An 18,811-nucleotide genomic window follows, 5' to 3' on the forward strand; every position below is an offset into this window, starting at 1 on the left:
ATTACCGCACCTTCAGCGTCGCCAGGCCAATCAGCACCAGCATCAGCGAAATAATCCAGAAGCGCACAATCACCCGTGGTTCTGGCCAGCCTTTAAGTTCGTAATGATGGTGAATTGGAGCCATGCGGAAAATTCGCTGCCCACGTAACTTAAAGGAACCGACTTGCAAGATTACCGACAGCGTTTCAACGACGAATACCCCACCCATAATCACTAATAAGAACTCTTGGCGCAGTAATACCGCGATGGTCCCCAGCGCACCGCCCAATGCCAGCGAGCCGACATCGCCCATAAATACTTGAGCTGGGTAGGTGTTAAACCACAAGAAACCTAAACCGGCCCCGACAATCGCGGTGCAGACAATCACCAACTCACCGGCGTGACGTAGGTAAGGAATATGCAGATATGCAGCGAAATTCACGTTACCGGTCGCCCAAGCCACCAATGCAAAGCCACCAGCTACGAAAACCGTCGGCATGATTGCCAGCCCATCCAGCCCGTCAGTCAAGTTGACCGCGTTACTGGTTCCCACAATCACGAAGTAAGCCAGCAGGATATAGAGCAGACCCAGTTGCGGCATGATGTCTTTAAAGAATGGCACCACCAGCTCAGTTGCCGGGGTGTCTTTACCGATGCTGTACATGGCGAAGGCTGCTGCCAGTGCAATCACTGACTGCCAGAAATACTTCCAGCGAGCAATCAGACCTTTGGTGTCTTTACGCACCACTTTGCGGTAGTCATCGATAAAACCGACAATCCCATAACCGACAAGAATGAACAGTACACACCAGACATAAGGATTAGAGGGATAAGCCCACATCAGAACCGAAATAGTGATGGAGAACAGAATCATCAGGCCGCCCATGGTTGGCGTGCCGCGTTTGCTGAAGTGTGATTCTGGCCCATCATTACGTACAACCTGGCCAATCTGTAATTTCTGTAAGTAAGAAATCAGGTACGGCCCCATCCACAATGAAATCACTAATGCCGTCAACAGACTAACAATGGCGCGGAACGTCAAATAAGAAAAGACGTTAAAGCCTGAGTAAAATTTTACTAAGTATTCAGCCAACCAAACTAACATGATGCCTTCTCCTGTAACGCACGCACGACATTTTCCATGGCGGCGCTACGTGAACCTTTAATTAAAACCGTGATAACCGGATGTTCGAGCAGCAATTCACTCACACGGGCGGCTATTGCGCTCTTATCCTGAAAATGTTCGCCACATCCGCTCGCGTCACTCAGAGCCTGGCTCAACGTGCCAACACTCAGCACTTTATCGACACCAGCCTGTTTCGCCGCTTCGCCCACCTGACGATGGCAATCGATGGCGGTATCGCCCAGTTCAGCCATATCGCCGACCACCATCACCCGGTAGCCCGGCATTTCAGCCAGCACTTGGGCGGCGGCAGTCATCGAACCCACATTGGCGTTGTAGCTGTCATCCAGCAGCAACTGGCCTGCGGCGAGTTGAATGGGGAATAAGCGGCCCGGTACGGCCTGTAGCTGAGTCAGCCCTTGACGGACGGCGGCTAAATCAGCCCCAACCGACATGGCTAATGCCGCTGCGGCTAACGCATTGGCAATGTTATGTCGCCCCGGCAGAGGCAATTCAATATCCACAGTGCCGAAAGGGGAATGCAGAGTGAAATACGTCGTTTGTGGCGTAATACGCACGTCACTGGCATAGAAATCGATATCTTCTGCAGCATGAGGTGAAAAACGCCAGACCCGCTTGTTATGCAGTGTTTCCTGCCAATGCGGCCAATCGTGGCTATCAGCATTGATAATTGCGGTGCCGTTAGCTGGCAATCCGGCAAAAATCTCGCCTTTGGCTTGCGCGACACCGGCCAAGGAGCCAAACCCTTCCAGATGTGCGGCAGACAAATTGTTTACCAAGGCACTTTCTGGGCGGCTTAAATCTGTGGTGTAGGCAATTTCACCCACATGATTGGCACCCAACTCAATGACTGCAAAGTCATGCTCTGGCGTCAGGCGCAGCAGAGTTAGCGGCACGCCGATGTCATTATTGAAGTTACCAGCGGTATACAGCACCTTGCCACATTGGCGCAAAATCGCTGCAACCATTTCTTTTACTGAGGTTTTACCTGATGAGCCGGTTAGTGCGACCACGCGAGCGGGCACTTGCTGGCGTACCCAGGCAGCAAACTGCCCCAGCGCCAGACGAGTGTCTTTAACCACTAATTGTGGTGCCCCCACCAGTAAGCGTTTACTTACCAGCAAAGCTCCGGCCCCGGCGGCAACAGCATCTTCTGCAAAGTCATGACCATCAAAACGCTCGCCTTTCAGCGCGACAAACAAACACCCCGCAGTGACCTGACGGGTATCAATGGTCACTTCGGTGATATCGACATTATCGCGCGCTTTATCGCCCATAATGTATTCAGCGTTTAACAGCGTGGACAAGAAATGCAGGGAGACCTTAATCATGCCATCACCCCCAACAAGCGGGCGACGGTGACACGGTCGGAGTAATCCAGACGGCGGTTACCCACTAATTGATAATCTTCATGTCCTTTACCCGCGATCACCACAACATCGTCTTCTTTGGCTTGCATAATGGCGCTGGTTACGGCTTCGGCACGGCCATGAATGGCCTGCGCATGCCCGGCATCCAACAAGCCGCTGAGAATATCAGCCACAATCGCCTGTGGTTCTTCGCTGCGCGGGTTATCGTCGGTGACAACGACATGGTCAGCCAGTTGTTCCGCGATACCGCCCATAAGTGGGCGCTTACCTTTGTCTCGATCGCCACCGCAACCGAATACGCACCACAGCTGGCCTTTACAATGTAACCGAGCCGCCGCCAAGGCTTTTTCCAACGCATCTGGGGTGTGGGCATAATCCACCACCACCGTCGGTTTGCCCGGCGCGTTAAACACTTCCATCCGACCACACACCGGCAGCAATTGAGGTGCAGCAGCTAACAGCTGTGCCAGCGGGTAACCGAGTGAAAGCAATGTTGACAGTGCCACCAACAGATTACTGACGTTGAATGCCCCCATCAGGCGGCTTTCTAACTGACCTTGGCCCCAGCTTGAATCAAAGGAGATGCTGGCACCGTTGTCGTGATAGTCAACATGGGTGGCAGATAACCACGGGCCGTTCCAGCCAGCGGGAATGTTGTTTTCCATACTGACGGCAACGGCTTGCGGCAACTGGCTCAACCAGCGGCGGCCCACTTCGTCATCAGCATTAATAATTTTGTGTTCGGATTGATGGGTAGAGAACAGTAGCCATTTCGCAGCTTCGTAACTCGCCATATTACCGTGGTAATCCAGATGGTCGCGGCTCAAGTTAGTGAACACTGCGGCAGCAAACGGCAATGCAGCAACACGGTTTTGAATCAAACCGTGGGAAGAAACTTCCATCGCCGCGAAAGTGGCACCTTGGCCCACCAGATTTCGCAATAAATGCTGGATATCCACGGCTGAGCCAGTGGTATTTTCTGTCGGAATAACTTGCCCTAACAAACCATTACCCACAGTACCCATCACCGCACTGGTTTCGCCCAGCACCTGAGCCCACTGCGCCAACAGTTGGGTAGTGGTGGTTTTGCCGTTAGTTCCGGTCACGCCAACTAAACGTAATGCGGCACCCGGCTGATGGTAAAACTGCCCCGCCAGCTTAGATAAGTGCTGATTCAAATTACGCAGATAAATAACAGGAACACCATGCATCTCGACCATGCTGGCATCAGGTGCTACACCGTCAGCTTCAGCAACCACCGCCGCTACACCTTGTGCGATGGCTTGCGGAATATAACGACGCCCATCCGTCTGGTGGCCAACAACAGCGACAAACAAATCCCCGGCAGCGGCAACACGGCTGTCTAATGTCATTTCCCGTAGCGCACGCTCCGGGACGTCTAGCCCCCAAGGAGCGAGTAAGTCGCGCAAGTTACGATCTGCCACCTGAACCCTCTTTTGTATTAATCACTAATTCGCTTTTATCACCAGTGGGTAATGCATCTGGCTCAATGTTCATGGTGCGCAATACGCCGCCCATGATGGCACCGAACACCGGTGCAGAAACCGCACCACCGTAATATTTCCCTGCCTGCGGGTCATTGATGACCACAACCAGAGCAAATCTAGGGTTACTCGCGGGCGCTACGCCGGCGGTGTAAGCGAGGTATCGGTCCATGTATTTACCATCTGGCCCGACTTTTTTGGCGGTACCGGTTTTGATGGCAATCCGGTAGCCTTTAATGGCAGCTTTGGTGCCCCCGCCGCCAGGTAATGCCACGCTTTCCATCATGTGAACCACGGTGCGTACCAGCGGTTCAGGGAAGACGCGTTCACCGGCCACTGGCGGGTCAACTTTGGTTATCGACAGCGGGCGATAAATCCCCATGCTGCCGATGGTTGCATAGACTCGCGCTAGTTGTAACGGCGTTACCATTAGCCCGTAGCCGAAAGAGAAGGTGGCCCTCTCTATGTCAGACCACCGTTGTTTTTTAGGATATAAGCCACTGCTTTCTCCGACCAACCCCAAATTGGTCGCTTTCCCAAACCCAAACCTTGAGTAAGTATCTACCAAGGCTGAGGATGGCATCGCTAACGCCAGCTTAGAAACACCGACGTTACTCGACTTCTGCAAGATCCCGGTCACGGATAGCTCTGCGTAACGGGCCACGTCTTTAATTTGGTGACCGTTAACAAAGTACGGCAAGGTATTCAGCACGCTGTTTTCTTTCACTACGCCATGCTGCAATGCCGTCATCACTACCATTGGCTTAACTGTCGAGCCGGGTTCAAAAATATCGGTTATCGCCCGGTTACGCATTGCATCTTTCGGCGTACCGGTTAAGTTATTCGGGTTGTAAGACGGGCTGTTCGCCATCGCCAGCACTTCGCCGGTATTAACATCGACCAGCACCGCAGTACCCGACTCAGCCTTGTTGAAGGCCACGGCATTGTTCAGCTCGCGATATACCAGCGCCTGTAAGCGCTCATCGACGCTCAACACCAGATTGTGCGCCGCCTGACTGTCTACCGAGGAGATATCCTCAATGACGCGGCCATAGCGGTCTTTACGTACCGTACGCTCGCCAGGTTGGCCGGTGAGCCAGCGATCAAAGCTTTTCTCAACGCCTTCAATACCTTGGCTATCAATGTTGGTCACACCGATGATGTGCGCCATCACCTGACCTGCCGGATAGTAACGGCGGGATTCCTGACGCAAATAGATACCGGGTAATTTCAGCTTGTGGATGTAGTCGCCAATCGCGGGGTTAACCTGACGAGCCAGATAAACAAAGCGCCCTTTTGGATTGGCATTAATGCGAGTGGCTAATTGATCAAGTGGGATTTCCAGAGCATCAGACAGGGCTTTCCAGCGAGTATCGAGCGTAATTCCACCGCGTTCGGTTAACTCTTTCGGGTCGGCCCAGACCGCGTTAACCGGAACACTGACAGCCAAAGGTCGGCCGGAGCGGTCACTTATCATGCCACGAGCCGTTGGCACTTCCTGTACCCGCAGTGAGCGCATATCGCCCTCACGCACCAGTCTATCGGGGTTAATTACTTGCAGATAGGCGGTACGCAGCATCAACCCGACCAATGCCAGCAAAATACAGCCGCACAGCAACGCAAAACGCCAGCTGATAAAGCTGGCTTGTTCTTCCTGGCGCTTTAACTTCCCGGGGCGCGCTGCTTTCATGCGTTACCTTGGCTACTACGAGTCATGGTGGCGACAAATTCCTTTATTTATTAGAAAAACCTATTGTTGAACCACAATATTTTCTTGTGACGGATCAACATGTTGCATTTTCAGCTTGTCGGTTGCGATACTTTCGACACGGCTGTGGTCACCCAAGGCGTTTTCTTCCAGAATCAAGTTGCGCCATTCAATATCCAGCGCATCTCGCTCCAGCACTAACTGCTCACGCTCTGCGGTCAGCAAACGCGTCCGGTGGGCGGTGGTCACAACAAAAATGGCAGACACCAACACCGCAGTCAGTAAAATCAATGGGATCTTCGCGTTACGGAGCAAATCCCCGCCGATGACCCCAACCAGACCGTGGCGTTCGTTGCCTATCACGCTTTAATCCTCTCGGCAAAACGTAATACTGAGCTACGCGCTCGTGGGTTTTCAGCAACTTCGGCATCCGGCGGCATCATCTTGCCGACAGATTTCAAGCTGCGCCCGCCCATGTTACGTAACTGTGCTTCCGTCAATGGCAGCCCTGCTGGAACCTGTGGCCCCCGGCTGTGATGACGAATAAAGTTTTTCACAATGCGGTCTTCAAGAGAGTGGAAGCTGATGACAGACAAACGGCCTTCAGGTGCCAGAACCTCAAGTGCACCATCAAGTGCGCGCTCTATCTCTTCTAATTCACTGTTGATATAGATGCGGATAGCCTGGAAGCTTCGCGTTGCCGGATGCTTATGCTTTTCACGGAATGGGCTGGCATTGGCGATCAAATCAGCCAATTCTTTGGTGCGCGTCATCGGCTGCGTGAGGTTACGCTCAACAATGGCCTTAGCTAGACGCTTGGCAAAACGCTCTTCACCAAAGGTTTTCAGCACCCACGCGATATCATCGGCGCTGGCTTTCATTAGCCAGTCGGCAGCAGATAATCCACGAGTAGGGTCCATCCGCATATCCAATGGCCCGTCGCGCATGAAAGAAAAACCGCGCTCGGGATCATCCAATTGAGGAGATGAAACACCCAGATCCAGCAGCACACCATCGATGCGACCAACTAAATCCAACTCCCGCACATAATGCGCCAAATCAGAAAAGGGGCCGTGTACGATAGAGAAACGTGGATCTGTAATAGATTTTGCAGCTTCAATAGCTTGTGGATCACGATCAATTGCTATCAGGCGCCCTTCTGGCCCAAGTTGGGACAAAATCAGACGCGAGTGGCCACCACGGCCAAAAGTTCCGTCAATATAGATGCCGTTATCACGGATGTTCAGGCCGTTAACCGCCTCATCCAGTAATACGCTTGTGTGTTTGTAGTTGTTCTCAACCACGTTTTTGTTATCTACCATGCTTATAGCGATAAGTCCTGTAGCCGCTCAGATAAAGGTTCCTGAGTGGACTGTTCTGCGTCAATGTCATCCTTGACTTGTTGATACCAGGTCTGTTCATCCCACAGTTCAAACTTATTGAACTGCCCAACCAGCATCACTTCTTTATTCAGCCCGGCGTGTTGACGCAATGTCCCTGCAATCAGTAAGCGCCCGGCACCATCCATCTGACATTCACTGGCATGCCCTAACAGCAAACGCTGAACTCGACGTTCAGCTGGGTTCATGCTCGACAGCTTGGATAGTTTTTGTTCAATGATTTCCCATTCAGGGAGTGGATAAAGCAACAGGCATGGTTGGTGAAGGTCTATGGTACAGACCATCTGGCCTTGCGATTCCTCGTTCAGCAAATCCCGATAACGGGTAGGTACGGCAAGCCGCCCTTTGCTGTCGAGGTTAACCATCGTTGCCCCACGAAACATGACTGAGTTACCCCTTCATGACCCAATTCGCCACTTTACCCCACAAATCCCCACATTAAAGAGTTTACGGATGGTATGAAAACCTTGTCAAGCCAGAGCGGATGCGCTTTGACAATATTTATGGGCCGTTTTTGAGATATATCTCGTATAAGGGGCTATTTTCGTGGTTGAAATAGAAATTAACGTCATGATAAACGGGCTATTTTTCCGCCAGTAATTCCAGCTACTTAAATAAATAATAAATTGTCAATTAATTGACCCATTATTTCCTTCTGCAAGGAATGTCTCATTTTTAGTATGAAAATCGTACGGTTCAAAATTAGACGCCTTGGGCACAAAACCCGTGGCAACTGGCGTTTCCTAGGGAAAAGCAGAGGATAACGACCACAAAAACCACGGCAACACAATAATACCCTTGGGAACAATGAGTGTTACTGGTGGGGCATTTTACTTCAATTATCCAGTTGGGATTAATCTATTTTGAAATAAATTATTGATGCATATTTCCGAGCATCACTGAAATATGAATATCTTCAGACAGATAAATCTTAAATTAGGAAAATACTTCAAATTAGTATTTTTCTTACCTGTTATTTTAAATTTGGCTTAAGTGGAGAGGCGCTTCTGAGTGAGAATACAAGAAAACATAACTCTATGTTTTTAAATAAAAAACACTTGAATGACCATTTAAAAAACCACGAAAAGCTCAATTCCTCGCAGTACAAAGTATAAAAATCAGGCAAATGTTAAAAATAAAAATTTTAAGCTGGTTATATTACAAACAATAGCACTGTAGACTACACAAAAAGCAAAATCACAACACAATCACCTGCAAGTTAAATGATGAGCAATACATAAACCCTACCATTAATTTCACTGGTAGGCGGTTTAACAGATTTTTCCCCCAAGTAGGGAGTTAATGACAATGTTTTCAACTGGGTCCCGTCTGCGTAGTGCCGCAGCCGATACTTTTGCGCTCGTGGTGTATTGTTTTGTCATCGGCATGCTAATTGAAATAGTGATCTCTGGAATGACATTCCAACAGTCGCTCTCTTCTCGGCTGGTCTCAATTCCAGTCAACATCCTGATTGCCTGGCCTTACGGTGTGTATCGGGATGCATTCATCCGTGTTGCCCAGCGCCATGCGGGTGAGCATTTTTGGGCGAAGAATCTGGCCGACTTACTGGCTTATGTCACTTTTCAGTCGCCAGTCTATGCCATGATTTTATGGTCTGTCGGGGCTGACATAGAACAAATAACCACCGCAGTCGCCAGCAATGCCTTGGTTTCAATGGCAATGGGCGTGGCTTATGGTTACTTTTTGGAATATTGCCGCAGACTGTTCCGTGTTGCAGGCTATGTCTGATAAACCCGCCATCTTTGTATGAGGGAACGAAAATTTAGCCAGACCAAAACAATCAGGGCGCACTAAGCGCCCTGATTCATTATGAACCACGTTTTACTGTCTATTTACGGCTTAAGCTACCGCGGCGGAACAGATTACGCCGAATTCGAGTTAGCCCCGGTTTCGGCTTATGCGGCTCATCCAGGCTAGCTAATACCAGCTCCAGCACACGTTCGGCGACATCCCGGTGACGTTGCGCTACAGCCAGCACTGGGCACTCAAGGAAATCCAACAGTTCGTTATCACCAAAAGTGGCAATCGCCAGATTACTCGGCAGACGCCCATTCTGTTTTAAAGTGACATCCATAACGCCCTGTAAGAGCTGGAATGAAGTGGTAAACAATGCCTGCGGCATTGGATGAGTCTTCAACCATTCGGCGAACAGTGCACCGGCAGCTTCGCGCTCATAGCTATTGGCATACAGATAATCCACTTTACGTGGATCATCTTTCCACGCTTCACGGAACCCCATCTCTCGCAAGAAGCTAACTGACAGTTCGGGCAATGCCCCCAGATACAATACGGACTCCGCAGGGAAAGAACGTAGCTCTTGTGCCAACATCAGGGCATCTTCTTGATCCGCCCCGACGACGCTAATGAAATGCTCCCGATCAAGCGCACGATCCAAGGCAATGATTGGTAACGGATCATTGGCCCAGCGCTGGTAGAAAGGGTGCTCTGGCGGCAAGGCCGTAGAAACAATAATGGCGTCGACCTGGCGCTGCAACAAGTGCTCAATACAGCGCATTTCATTATCTGGCTGATCTTCGGAACAGGCGATCAGCAGCTGGTAGCCACGCTGGCGAGCCTGACGCTCCAGATAATTAGCAATGCGGGTGTAGCTGGTATTTTCCAGATCGGGGATCACCAAACCGATCGAGCGAGTTCTACCCGCGCGCAGTCCTGCCGCAACAGCATTTGGGTGATAGTTATGTTCCCTGACAACCGCCATAACTTTGTCGACTGTTTTATCGCTGACCCGGTACTGTTTCGCTTTGCCATTAATGACATAACTGGCCGTGGTGCGCGAAACGCCCGCAAGACGCGCGATTTCATCCAGTTTCACATTATCCCCTTATAAACCTGAAAAAATGATGTTGTAGGCTAGAGCAACTGACATACCGAATAAACTTCATGGCACAAACTGGCGGCAAACGAGAAACCCCCGATGAACTTACTTAAGTAAGTCATTCAGGTGACCGCGAGCAACCAACCCATCAGCAACTTGAAAAATGTCGGTATAGACATAGTTTAACCATGGATATGATCTAACAGCAGAACTCACTATTGAGCAACCGCTTTAACCGCCATATAACGCTATACAGGTTAAAAAATAAGAAAAAAAAAGCTCAGCATGCCTGCTGAGCCTAATAATTGGAGATTAGTCAGTATTAATCACCGCGATTAACGCATGATTTTGTCACCACGAGAGACACCGACAATACCGGAGCGCGCAACCTCGACAATTTCGGCGACTTCCCGCACGGCATTTAAGAATGCATCCAGTTTGTCACTGGTACCGGCAAGTTGGACGGTATAAAGCGTGGCGGTAACATCGACAATCTGCCCACGGAAGATCTCGGCGCAGCGCTTCACTTCTTCACGCCCGTAACCACTGGCTTGCAATTTCACCAGCATGATTTCGCGCTCAACATGTGAGCCGGAAACCAACTCGCTGACACGTAAGACATCCACCAGCTTATGCAGCTGTTTTTCAATCTGTTCCAGAACTTTGGCGTCACCCACGGTTTGAATAGTCATGCGAGACAGCGTTGGATCGTCGGTCGGGGCAACCGTCAAACTTTCAATGTTATAACCGCGCTGAGAAAACAGGCCCACCACTCTTGATAAGGCACCTGATTCGTTTTCCAGCAGAACTGATAAAATCCGGCGGCGCATAATTATGTCCTCTCCGTTTTACTAAGCCACATTTCGTCCATGCCACCACCGCGAATCTGCATCGGGTAAACATGCTCGGTTTCATCGACAGTCACATCTACAAATACCAGACGATTAGTCTCGGATAATTGCGTCAGTGCCTCGGCGAGTTTGCTTTCCAGCTCATCCGGCGTGCGAATCGAAACACCAATATGACCATAGGCTTCTGCCAATTTGACGAAATCAGGTAGAGAATCCATGTAAGACTGTGAATGTCGGCCAGAATAGATCATATCCTGCCACTGCTTCACCATACCGAGATAACGGTTATTCAGGTTCAGAACCAATACCGGCAGGTTATATTGCAGAGCGGTAGATAATTCCTGGATATTCATCTGGATGCTGCCATCCCCAGTGACACAAACCACAGTTTCATCTGGGAGAGCCAATTTCACGCCCAAAGCAGCCGGTAAACCAAAGCCCATAGTGCCAAGGCCGCCTGAATTGATCCAACGGCGCGGTTTATCAAATGGATAATAGAGTGCCGCGAACATTTGGTGTTGGCCAACATCCGAGGTGACGTAGGCATCACCTTTGGTCAGGCGGTGCAGTGTTTCAATCACCGCTTGTGGTTTGATTTTGCCACTGTCTTTGCCATAGCTCAGGCAATCACGGGCGCGCCACAGTTCAATGGATTGCCACCAGTCGCGCAAGCTATCAAAATCTTGTACGCAATCAATTTGCGACAGCAGATCCAGCATCTGCGTCAATACTTGTTTGGCATCGCCAACAATCGGGATATCCGCAGTGACGGTTTTGGAGATTGACGTTGGGTCGATATCAATGTGCAACACGGTCGCATCTGGGCAATATTTCGCCAGATTATTGGTGGTGCGATCATCGAAACGCACTCCAACAGCGAAAATAAGATCCGTATTATGCATGGCCATATTGGCTTCAAACGTCCCATGCATGCCCAACATGCCCACACTTTGGCGATGTGTTCCGGGGAAAGCACCCAATCCCATCAGAGAACTGGTAACGGGTAAATTCAGCTTCTCAGCCAGTATCAGTAACTCTTCATGACAGGCCGAGTTAATCGCCCCACCACCGACATACATAATGGGCCTTTTGGCGGCCAGAATGGTTTGCAATGCGCGTTTGATCTGCCCGCGATGGCCTTGCACCGTCGGATTATAAGAGCGCAAGCTAACCTGCTCAGGATAGGCATAAGGCATTTTTACTGCAGGGCCAACAATATCTTTTGGCAGGTCGATAACCACCGGGCCCGGACGCCCCGTAGAGGCCAGATAGAAAGCTTTTTTCAATACGGTTGGAATATCTTCGGTACGTTTGACCAGAAAACTGTGTTTGACGACCGGGCGGGAGATCCCCACCATGTCACACTCCTGGAAAGCATCGTAACCAATCAGTGAGCTCGGCACCTGGCCAGAAAGCACCACCATCGGCACTGAATCCATATAGGCCGTGGCAATACCGGTAATCGCATTGGTTGCACCGGGGCCAGATGTCACCAGCACCACGCCAACTTCACCAGTAGCTCGCGCATAACCATCGGCCATGTGAACCGCACCTTGTTCGTGGCGCACCAGCACGTGATCGATGCCTCCGACCGTGTGCAGGGCATCGTAGATATCAAGTACGGCCCCGCCGGGATAACCGAATACATGCTTAACGCCCTGATCGATTAACGATCGGACAACCATCTCGGCTCCTGACAACATCTCCATGGGTTTTGCCTCCAGACTTAGTTTGCTCATTGGATCTCGGGAAGTCATTTCCACGCGATCCTGTAGGAGAGGCACAACGCCCCATATTCCTATGCTGTGTTTGTTATAGTTCGAATGTTTATTAACGTAACTAACTTAGTAACATAACGTCAGACTTTCTGGCAGGCAAACAGCAATTCTCTGCACTAAAGGCAATCTTGCACCACACCCACTGAATTTACCCGCATCACAAAAACAAAACACTGCCTAGAATGGCATAACCTTGTTCTTCACTCCGCGACAGTCACTAATTATAGAACTAAATCAGGCTGAGAATTTTTACACATTGGTTACAGCAAAACGGCAAGAACTACACAGAAAGAGGTAAAAACAAGGAGGGATTGCTCAGAAAGGCAGCGACGGTGTATATCATCAGATCGATACACGCCGTCGCCGTTAAAATGTGAATAGATTAGTCGCGGTACATAGAGTCAATTTCATTCTGATAACGCTGGAGAATGATTTTACGGCGTAATTTCATGGTTGGCGTTAGTTCACCCGTTTCCATGGTGAATGCCTGCGGCAAGAGGGTAAAACGCTTTACTTGCTCGAATTTCGCCAACTCTTTTTGCATATCTTTTAGCCGCTGCTCGAACAAACCGACAATATGGCTATGGCGCAATAGCTCTAATCTGTCGTGATATTTTAGATTTATCGAGCGGGCGTACTCTTCCAGTGATTCAAAACACGGCACAATCAGCGCCGAAACGAACTTGCGAGTATCTGCAATAATAGCGACCTGCTCAATAAAACGATCCTGACCCAGAGTGCCTTCAATCATTTGCGGCGCAATGTATTTCCCACCGGAGGTTTTCATCAGATCTTTCAGTCGTTCGGTGATGAACAAATTCCCCTGGACATCCAATGCGCCCGCGTCACCGGTTTTGAGCCAACCATCTTCGGTAAAGGATTCCGCTGTCTCTTGCGGCTTATTAAAATAACCGCGCATGACAATCGGACCACGTACCTGAATTTCGTTTTCAGCTCCCAAACGCACCTCAATCCCGGGTAATGGTTTACCAATAGAACCAAAGCGGAAGTCTTTTTCTTCCCAGCAAGAGACGGTGGCACAGGTTTCGGTCATGCCATAGCCGTACTTAATATTGATACCAATAGCCTGGAAAAACAGAATGATATTGTCATCTAATCGTGCGCCAGCAGCCGGTAAAAAGCGCACCTTGCCACCCAAGACTCCGCGTAACTTGCTCAATACCAGACGGTCGGCCAACTTATACATCTGCGCGGAAAGCAGCGACAGAGTTTGCCCATTTTGTAGGCTTTGGAACTTGCGCTCGCCACAGTCAACGGCCCAGCGGAATAACAAGCGACGATGCCATTTTGCCAACGCCACTTTGTCATTGATGGCACTGAAAACTTTTTCGTAGAAGCGGGGAACCGCACACATGACTGTCGGTTTTACTGCCTGCATCGCTGCGCGCACCCAATCGGTGTTGCTGATATACACATTTTGCGCGCCGGTATGCATCACATAGAAACTCCAGGCCCGTTCAAACACATGAGATAGCGGCAGGAAGCTCAGAGAAACATCTTCTGCTGTCAGGGTTAAGCGCTGGTCATGTAAATAGAGCTGGGCCGCCATATTACGGTAATCCAGCATCACGCCTTTCGGTTCACCCGTGGTTCCAGAGGTATAAATCAGCGTGAATAAATCATTTAAATCGCAGCTTTCAATGCGGGCGGTTAAGAGATGCTGCTGTACGGCATCAGGCTGTTGCTCGAAATCAGCCAAATGCTGAGCATATTCACAGCCACGAAGATCTACTGTGGGATCTAAGACAATAATCTGCGTCAGTTGCGGGCACAGCGGCTTTAGTGTGATGGCAACATCGAATTGAGTTTGCCCACCGACAAATAAAATACGGACATCGGCATCATTAACCACGTAAGCGGCCTGAGCTGCGGTATTGGTGGCATACAACGGCACGCTCACGCCACGCAATTGTAAAATGGCTAAGTCAGCCAATGACCAAGCCATACTGTTATTAGCAAAAATCCCAATACGTTCTTGGATTGCCACGCCCAAAGACAGCAACGCTGCTGAAATCCGCGTGATATGTGTGTCAATTTGCCGCCAACTCAGCTGCTTCTCGCCTTCTGGTGACCATTCACGGAAAGCAATATTGTCGGTTCTCTGCTCTATTTGTTGGCGCAAACGGCGCACAAGGTGGTGTTGTTCTAAAGTGTGGATCATAAAATCGCCGCTCGCTATATACCGTTCATCTTCCAAGCCCCAGGTGATTGGCAGTGTACTCAGTGACTCAGCCCTTCCCTGCATCTTGAAATCTATCGGGTATAGATGATTTATTGAGTGAACAGCTACTTTTGCCTATTAGCATTCAGCTTACATGTGTTCACTTTTTTTCGCGCAGTCTACCCACTCTATAGGTTATGGCAAATAAAATTCAGCGTAGAAGTGTGAGCTGAAATCGATTTTGATTAAAAACACAGCAGTTAGGGCAATGAGGCGGGTGTTAAAGCAGATAATTGTTTCTGCTGAATGGGATGAAAGCCCATTAGTAAATACAATATTAAATTCGGAGTCAGTTCTTGCCTGCTACTGATCAAAATACGATTTCAGCAGCAGGACTTTACAAAAAAATTAAGACAAAGTACTAAGTTGGCTAAGTTGCTCTTTCATCCACTGATGTCCCTTATCTCTGTCAGTAGATTCGTGCCAAGTGAGATAGCATGGGCGACATGTCTCCTCCCAAGGTAATGGGATAATTTTTATATTAAGGGTCTCACTGTATGTTTGAGCGAGCCAGCGAGGAGCAATTGCGACAAAGCAAGTCTGAGAGACAATATTTAGTATGCTATTCATATCCGTACTTTCGTAAGCAATAGTTTGAGCATTTATGGCTGATGCATAATAAAACTCACTAAAAGAACCTACTTTATCTAATGATACTACCGCATGTAATTCAGCAAGAAGTTGCTCTTGAGTAATTGCATTATCAATACGCGGGTGATCTTTAGCAACAACCAGAACTGACTCATCATTCGACAGCGATATATCATGAAAGTCTGGGCGTTCGAACTTGGTATAACCTATAACAAATTCGGTTTCTTGATAACGTAATTGATGCTCAATATTCTCATTAAGATAAGATCGGATAATGAGCTGAACATGAGGTGCTAATTGTTTAACACGCTGTATAATTTGTGCGGTCAACCTGATGTCTAATGGACTGCAAATAGATAAATTAAATATTCGCGCACTGTTTTTAGCTTCAAAACCCGCGCCTGGTAACTCATTTTGTACTAATTGCAGAGCTTGTCGAACTGGGCCAAAAAGCTGACGCGCTCTGGCTGTAGGCTGAATACCTCGGCCATAGCGGACAAACAGTTCATCATTAAACATCACTTTTAGGCGGGCAACCGCGTTACTGACGGCAGGTTGAGACATGCCAAGTGACTGTGCTGCGCGTGTCACATTATGCATTTGCATCACAGCATCGAAAACAGTTAATAAATTGAGGTCGACACTGCGTAAATGAACATCATTGCCTTCCTTTTTTGTGACTTGATTGTCGGTTACTAAGTTGTGTTCAAACATGCTTAACTCCACTAAGCTTTATGCAGATGGCGTGATTAATAAAAAACCTCACAGATACTTATCGTGACTTCAAAATATCTTTGAATACTTATTATTAATGATGCCAATATTCTCTTTAGTACCTCGGCGAGGTAAAATCGAGTCTCATCCTTGTATAAGTGTGAAATATAAACCACACTTAATGCATTTGGTGATTCAGTAGATATCCATAGATAAAAATATAAACAAGAAACATATGCAAAATACTTTTGCATGATGAATATAACCAATCTACATTATCAATGCCAAGACGATACATCATAAGCATCAATAATAGAACTCACGATATGATCACATCACAAGATGAGAAGATTAACAACTATGACATTAATGAATAATAAATTCTTCATTTAAAACTTATCAACCCTTAATTACATTTAAAAGAACATAAATAAAATCAAATATCTCAGTTTATTTAATTATAATTCACAGCTAAAACTGTAAAGTATAAAAATAAATAATGAGATTGGCTGCTAAGGAAAAATAATTAATATATAAATATATTGTATGTATAAATTAAAATAAATATCCTGTTATTCATCTGTCTAACTATTAATCTATAAAAGCTATTATTGCTCGCTCTTCTATAAGGCAGAGGTTGGCCTTCTAACAGAGTCATCGACAGGAAGTAAACAGTTGACTGGTTCATAAAATCGGGGAAAAGCACAATAATCCATATTCCGAGCATTATACCAAACAAAGCAAAATCCACCGCTTGATTTTTTAGACTAAAAAACCTAAAAAATTAATTTTTAAGTTTTTTGTGCCGTTATAAGGAATCAAGTATCTGCGTAACCAGTTGAACACGCCATTTTAAACAAATGTTGACATACCCATAGAATTCACGTATCAATTTAGGCAACGCAATAATTTAACTGATGAGAAACTGAAAAATTATGTTCTATTCAACCCGTCTACTAAGCCTACTACTTAACGCATCTCTCTTGCGCGGTATGTTGGTGGACGGAAATCAGAACTGATTCAGCCATCAAGATTAACAAGCCCGCGCAAATGCGCGGGTTTTTTTTTACCCGCAAAGCGCAAATGTAAACACGACAAGGAATATCCAATGAGCCAGCAAGTCATTATTTTCGACACAACATTGCGTGACGGTGAACAAGCATTGCAAGCCAGCCTGAGTGTAAAAGAGAAGCTGCAAATCGCGCTGGCACTGGAAAGAATGGGTGTCGATATAATGGAAGTCGGTTTCCCGGTTTCCTCTCCTGGCGATTTTGAGTCAGTGCGCACTATTGCTCAGCAAGTTAAAAATAGCCGTGTTTGTGCTTTGGCACGCTGCGTCGACAAAGATATTGATGTGGCTGCTGAAGCTTTGCGCATCGCCGAAGCATTCCGTATTCATGTGTTCTTGGCGACCTCCACTTTACATATCGAATCCAAATTAAAGCGCTCGTTTGAGGATGTGTTGGCAATGGCCGTGCATTCCGTGAAACGCGCGCGTAACTATACCAATGACGTAGAATTTTCTTGTGAAGATGCCGGTCGCACGCCGATTGATAACTTGTGCCGCATCGTAGAAGCGGCGATCAATGCCGGTGCCACAACCATCAACATCCCTGATACCGTCGGTTACACCACGCCATATCAGTTCGGTGGAATCATCACTGACTTGTATGAGCGAGTACCAAACATTGATAAAGCCATTATCTCAGTCCATTGCCATGACGATTTGGGCATGTCGGTCGCCAACTCCATTACCGCCGTACAAGCCGGGGCTCGTCAGGTTGAAGGGACGATTAATGGCTTAGGTGAGCGCGCCGGTAACTGCTCACTGGAAGAAGTGATCATGGCAATCAAAGTGCGCGAAAACATGTTGGGCGTACATACCAACATTAATCATCAGGAGATTTACCGCACCAGCCAATTGGTCAGTAAATTATGCAATATGCCAATACCGGCTAATAAAGCCATTGTTGGTAGCAATGCTTTCGCCCACTCATCCGGTATTCATCAGGATGGCGTACTGAAAAATCGCGAAAACTACGAAATCATGACCCCTGAATCTATCGGCCTGAAAGGGGTGCAGTTGAACCTGACTTCACGCTCTGGCCGTGCGGCAGTCAAACACCGCATGGAAGAAATGGGTTATCAAGATAAAGATTACAATCTGGATTCCCTGTACGACGCATTCTTGAAGCTGGCGGATAAAAAAGGCCAAGTCTTCGACTATGACTTGGAAGCATTGGCTTTCATTAATAAGCAGCAGGAAGAGCCGGAGCATTACCGTTTGGACTACTTCAGTGTCCAATCTGGTTCCAGTGTCATGGCAACCGCATCAGTCAAATTGGTGTGTGGTGAAGAAATTAAATCAGAAGCGGCCACAGGTAATGGCCCGGTTGATGCGGTGTATCAAGCAATCAACCGCATTACCGACTACCCAATTGAACTGGTGAAATATCAACTGTCTGCCAATGGTCAGGGTAAAGACGCATTGGGTCAGGTTGATATCGTGGTTGACCATAAAGGCCGCCGTTTTCATGGTGTCGGTCTGGCAACTGATATTGTCGAGTCATCAGCCAAAGCATTGGTTAACGTATTAAATAACATCTGGCGCGCTCATCAGGTAGAAATCGAGAAGCAGCGTCTGCAACAAAATAATCAGGAAATGGTGTGAA

At 48.1% G+C, this 18,811-nt stretch carries 14 protein-coding genes; 2 read left to right on the forward strand and 12 right to left on the reverse strand.

Annotated elements, in window-relative coordinates:
* Window position 1: 1 nt before the first annotated feature.
* From mraY to mraZ, 7 genes are read right to left on the reverse strand one after another with little or no spacing between them, the layout of a single operon-like run.
* Entirely contained in the window at window positions 2-1,084 is a 1,083-nt protein-coding gene (gene mraY / locus FTA96_RS20345; RefSeq protein ID WP_050133235.1) for a phospho-N-acetylmuramoyl-pentapeptide-transferase, read from the reverse strand.
* Entirely contained in the window at window positions 1,078-2,454 is a 1,377-nt protein-coding gene (gene murF, locus FTA96_RS20350) for a UDP-N-acetylmuramoyl-tripeptide--D-alanyl-D-alanine ligase (RefSeq protein ID WP_145574757.1), read from the reverse strand. Before murF ends, mraY begins: the two co-directional genes overlap by 7 nt.
* Complete coding sequence (murE, locus tag FTA96_RS20355; RefSeq protein ID WP_186372910.1) at window positions 2,451-3,938, reverse strand: UDP-N-acetylmuramoyl-L-alanyl-D-glutamate--2,6-diaminopimelate ligase; 1,488 nt, start codon at window positions 3,936-3,938, stop codon at window positions 2,451-2,453. Before murE ends, murF begins: the two co-directional genes overlap by 4 nt.
* Window positions 3,925-5,688: a peptidoglycan glycosyltransferase FtsI gene (locus FTA96_RS20360; protein WP_050106558.1), complete on the reverse strand. Its 1,764-nt coding sequence runs from the start codon at window positions 5,686-5,688 to the stop codon at window positions 3,925-3,927. Before FTA96_RS20360 ends, murE begins: the two co-directional genes overlap by 14 nt.
* A gap of 60 nt (window positions 5,689-5,748) precedes the next feature.
* Window positions 5,749-6,069 (reverse strand): cell division protein FtsL, encoded by a 321-nt coding sequence (gene ftsL / locus FTA96_RS20365; RefSeq protein ID WP_032909949.1) that lies wholly within the window; start codon window positions 6,067-6,069, stop codon window positions 5,749-5,751.
* Entirely contained in the window at window positions 6,066-7,028 is a 963-nt protein-coding gene (gene rsmH / locus FTA96_RS20370) for a 16S rRNA (cytosine(1402)-N(4))-methyltransferase RsmH (protein WP_145536404.1), read from the reverse strand. Before rsmH ends, ftsL begins: the two co-directional genes overlap by 4 nt.
* A 2-nt stretch (window positions 7,029-7,030) precedes the next feature.
* Window positions 7,031-7,489: a division/cell wall cluster transcriptional repressor MraZ gene (mraZ, locus tag FTA96_RS20375; protein WP_004706174.1), complete on the reverse strand. Its 459-nt coding sequence runs from the start codon at window positions 7,487-7,489 to the stop codon at window positions 7,031-7,033.
* Window positions 7,490-8,414: 925 nt separating this feature from the next.
* Between mraZ and FTA96_RS20380 the strand changes: the two genes are divergently transcribed.
* Window positions 8,415-8,855 carry an L-alanine exporter AlaE gene (locus tag FTA96_RS20380; RefSeq protein ID WP_050106560.1) on the forward strand — a complete coding sequence of 147 codons (441 nt, stop codon included), beginning with the start codon at window positions 8,415-8,417 and terminating at the stop codon, window positions 8,853-8,855.
* A 100-nt stretch (window positions 8,856-8,955) separates the two neighbouring features.
* Here the strand turns inward: FTA96_RS20380 and cra are convergent, their stop codons facing one another.
* From cra to leuO, 5 genes are all read right to left on the reverse strand, one after another.
* Window positions 8,956-9,960: a catabolite repressor/activator gene (gene cra, locus FTA96_RS20385; RefSeq protein ID WP_050106561.1), complete on the reverse strand. Its 1,005-nt coding sequence runs from the start codon at window positions 9,958-9,960 to the stop codon at window positions 8,956-8,958.
* Between the two features lie 338 nt (window positions 9,961-10,298).
* Window positions 10,299-10,793 (reverse strand): acetolactate synthase small subunit, encoded by a 495-nt coding sequence (gene ilvN, locus FTA96_RS20390; protein ID WP_004388986.1) that lies wholly within the window; start codon window positions 10,791-10,793, stop codon window positions 10,299-10,301.
* Between the two features lie 2 nt (window positions 10,794-10,795).
* Window positions 10,796-12,523 (reverse strand): acetolactate synthase 3 large subunit, encoded by a 1,728-nt coding sequence (gene ilvI / locus FTA96_RS20395; protein ID WP_050106562.1) that lies wholly within the window; start codon window positions 12,521-12,523, stop codon window positions 10,796-10,798.
* A 451-nt stretch (window positions 12,524-12,974) separates the two neighbouring features.
* A complete protein-coding gene (locus tag FTA96_RS20400; RefSeq protein WP_050121822.1) occupies window positions 12,975-14,774 on the reverse strand; it encodes an AMP-dependent synthetase/ligase in 1,800 nt (599 codons plus the stop codon).
* A gap of 408 nt (window positions 14,775-15,182) precedes the next feature.
* Window positions 15,183-16,139 (reverse strand): transcriptional regulator LeuO, encoded by a 957-nt coding sequence (gene leuO, locus FTA96_RS20405; protein WP_050106564.1) that lies wholly within the window; start codon window positions 16,137-16,139, stop codon window positions 15,183-15,185.
* 1,108 nt (window positions 16,140-17,247) lie between these two features.
* Here leuO and leuA point away from each other — a divergent pair.
* On the forward strand, window positions 17,248-18,810 hold the full coding sequence (leuA, locus tag FTA96_RS20415) for a 2-isopropylmalate synthase (protein WP_145574759.1): 1,563 nt from the start codon (window positions 17,248-17,250) through the stop codon (window positions 18,808-18,810).
* Window position 18,811 lies beyond the last annotated feature (1 nt).

The sequence above is a fragment of the Yersinia alsatica genome (genome assembly GCF_902170305.1).
Taxonomy (GTDB): Bacteria; Pseudomonadota; Gammaproteobacteria; order Enterobacterales; family Enterobacteriaceae; genus Yersinia; species Yersinia alsatica.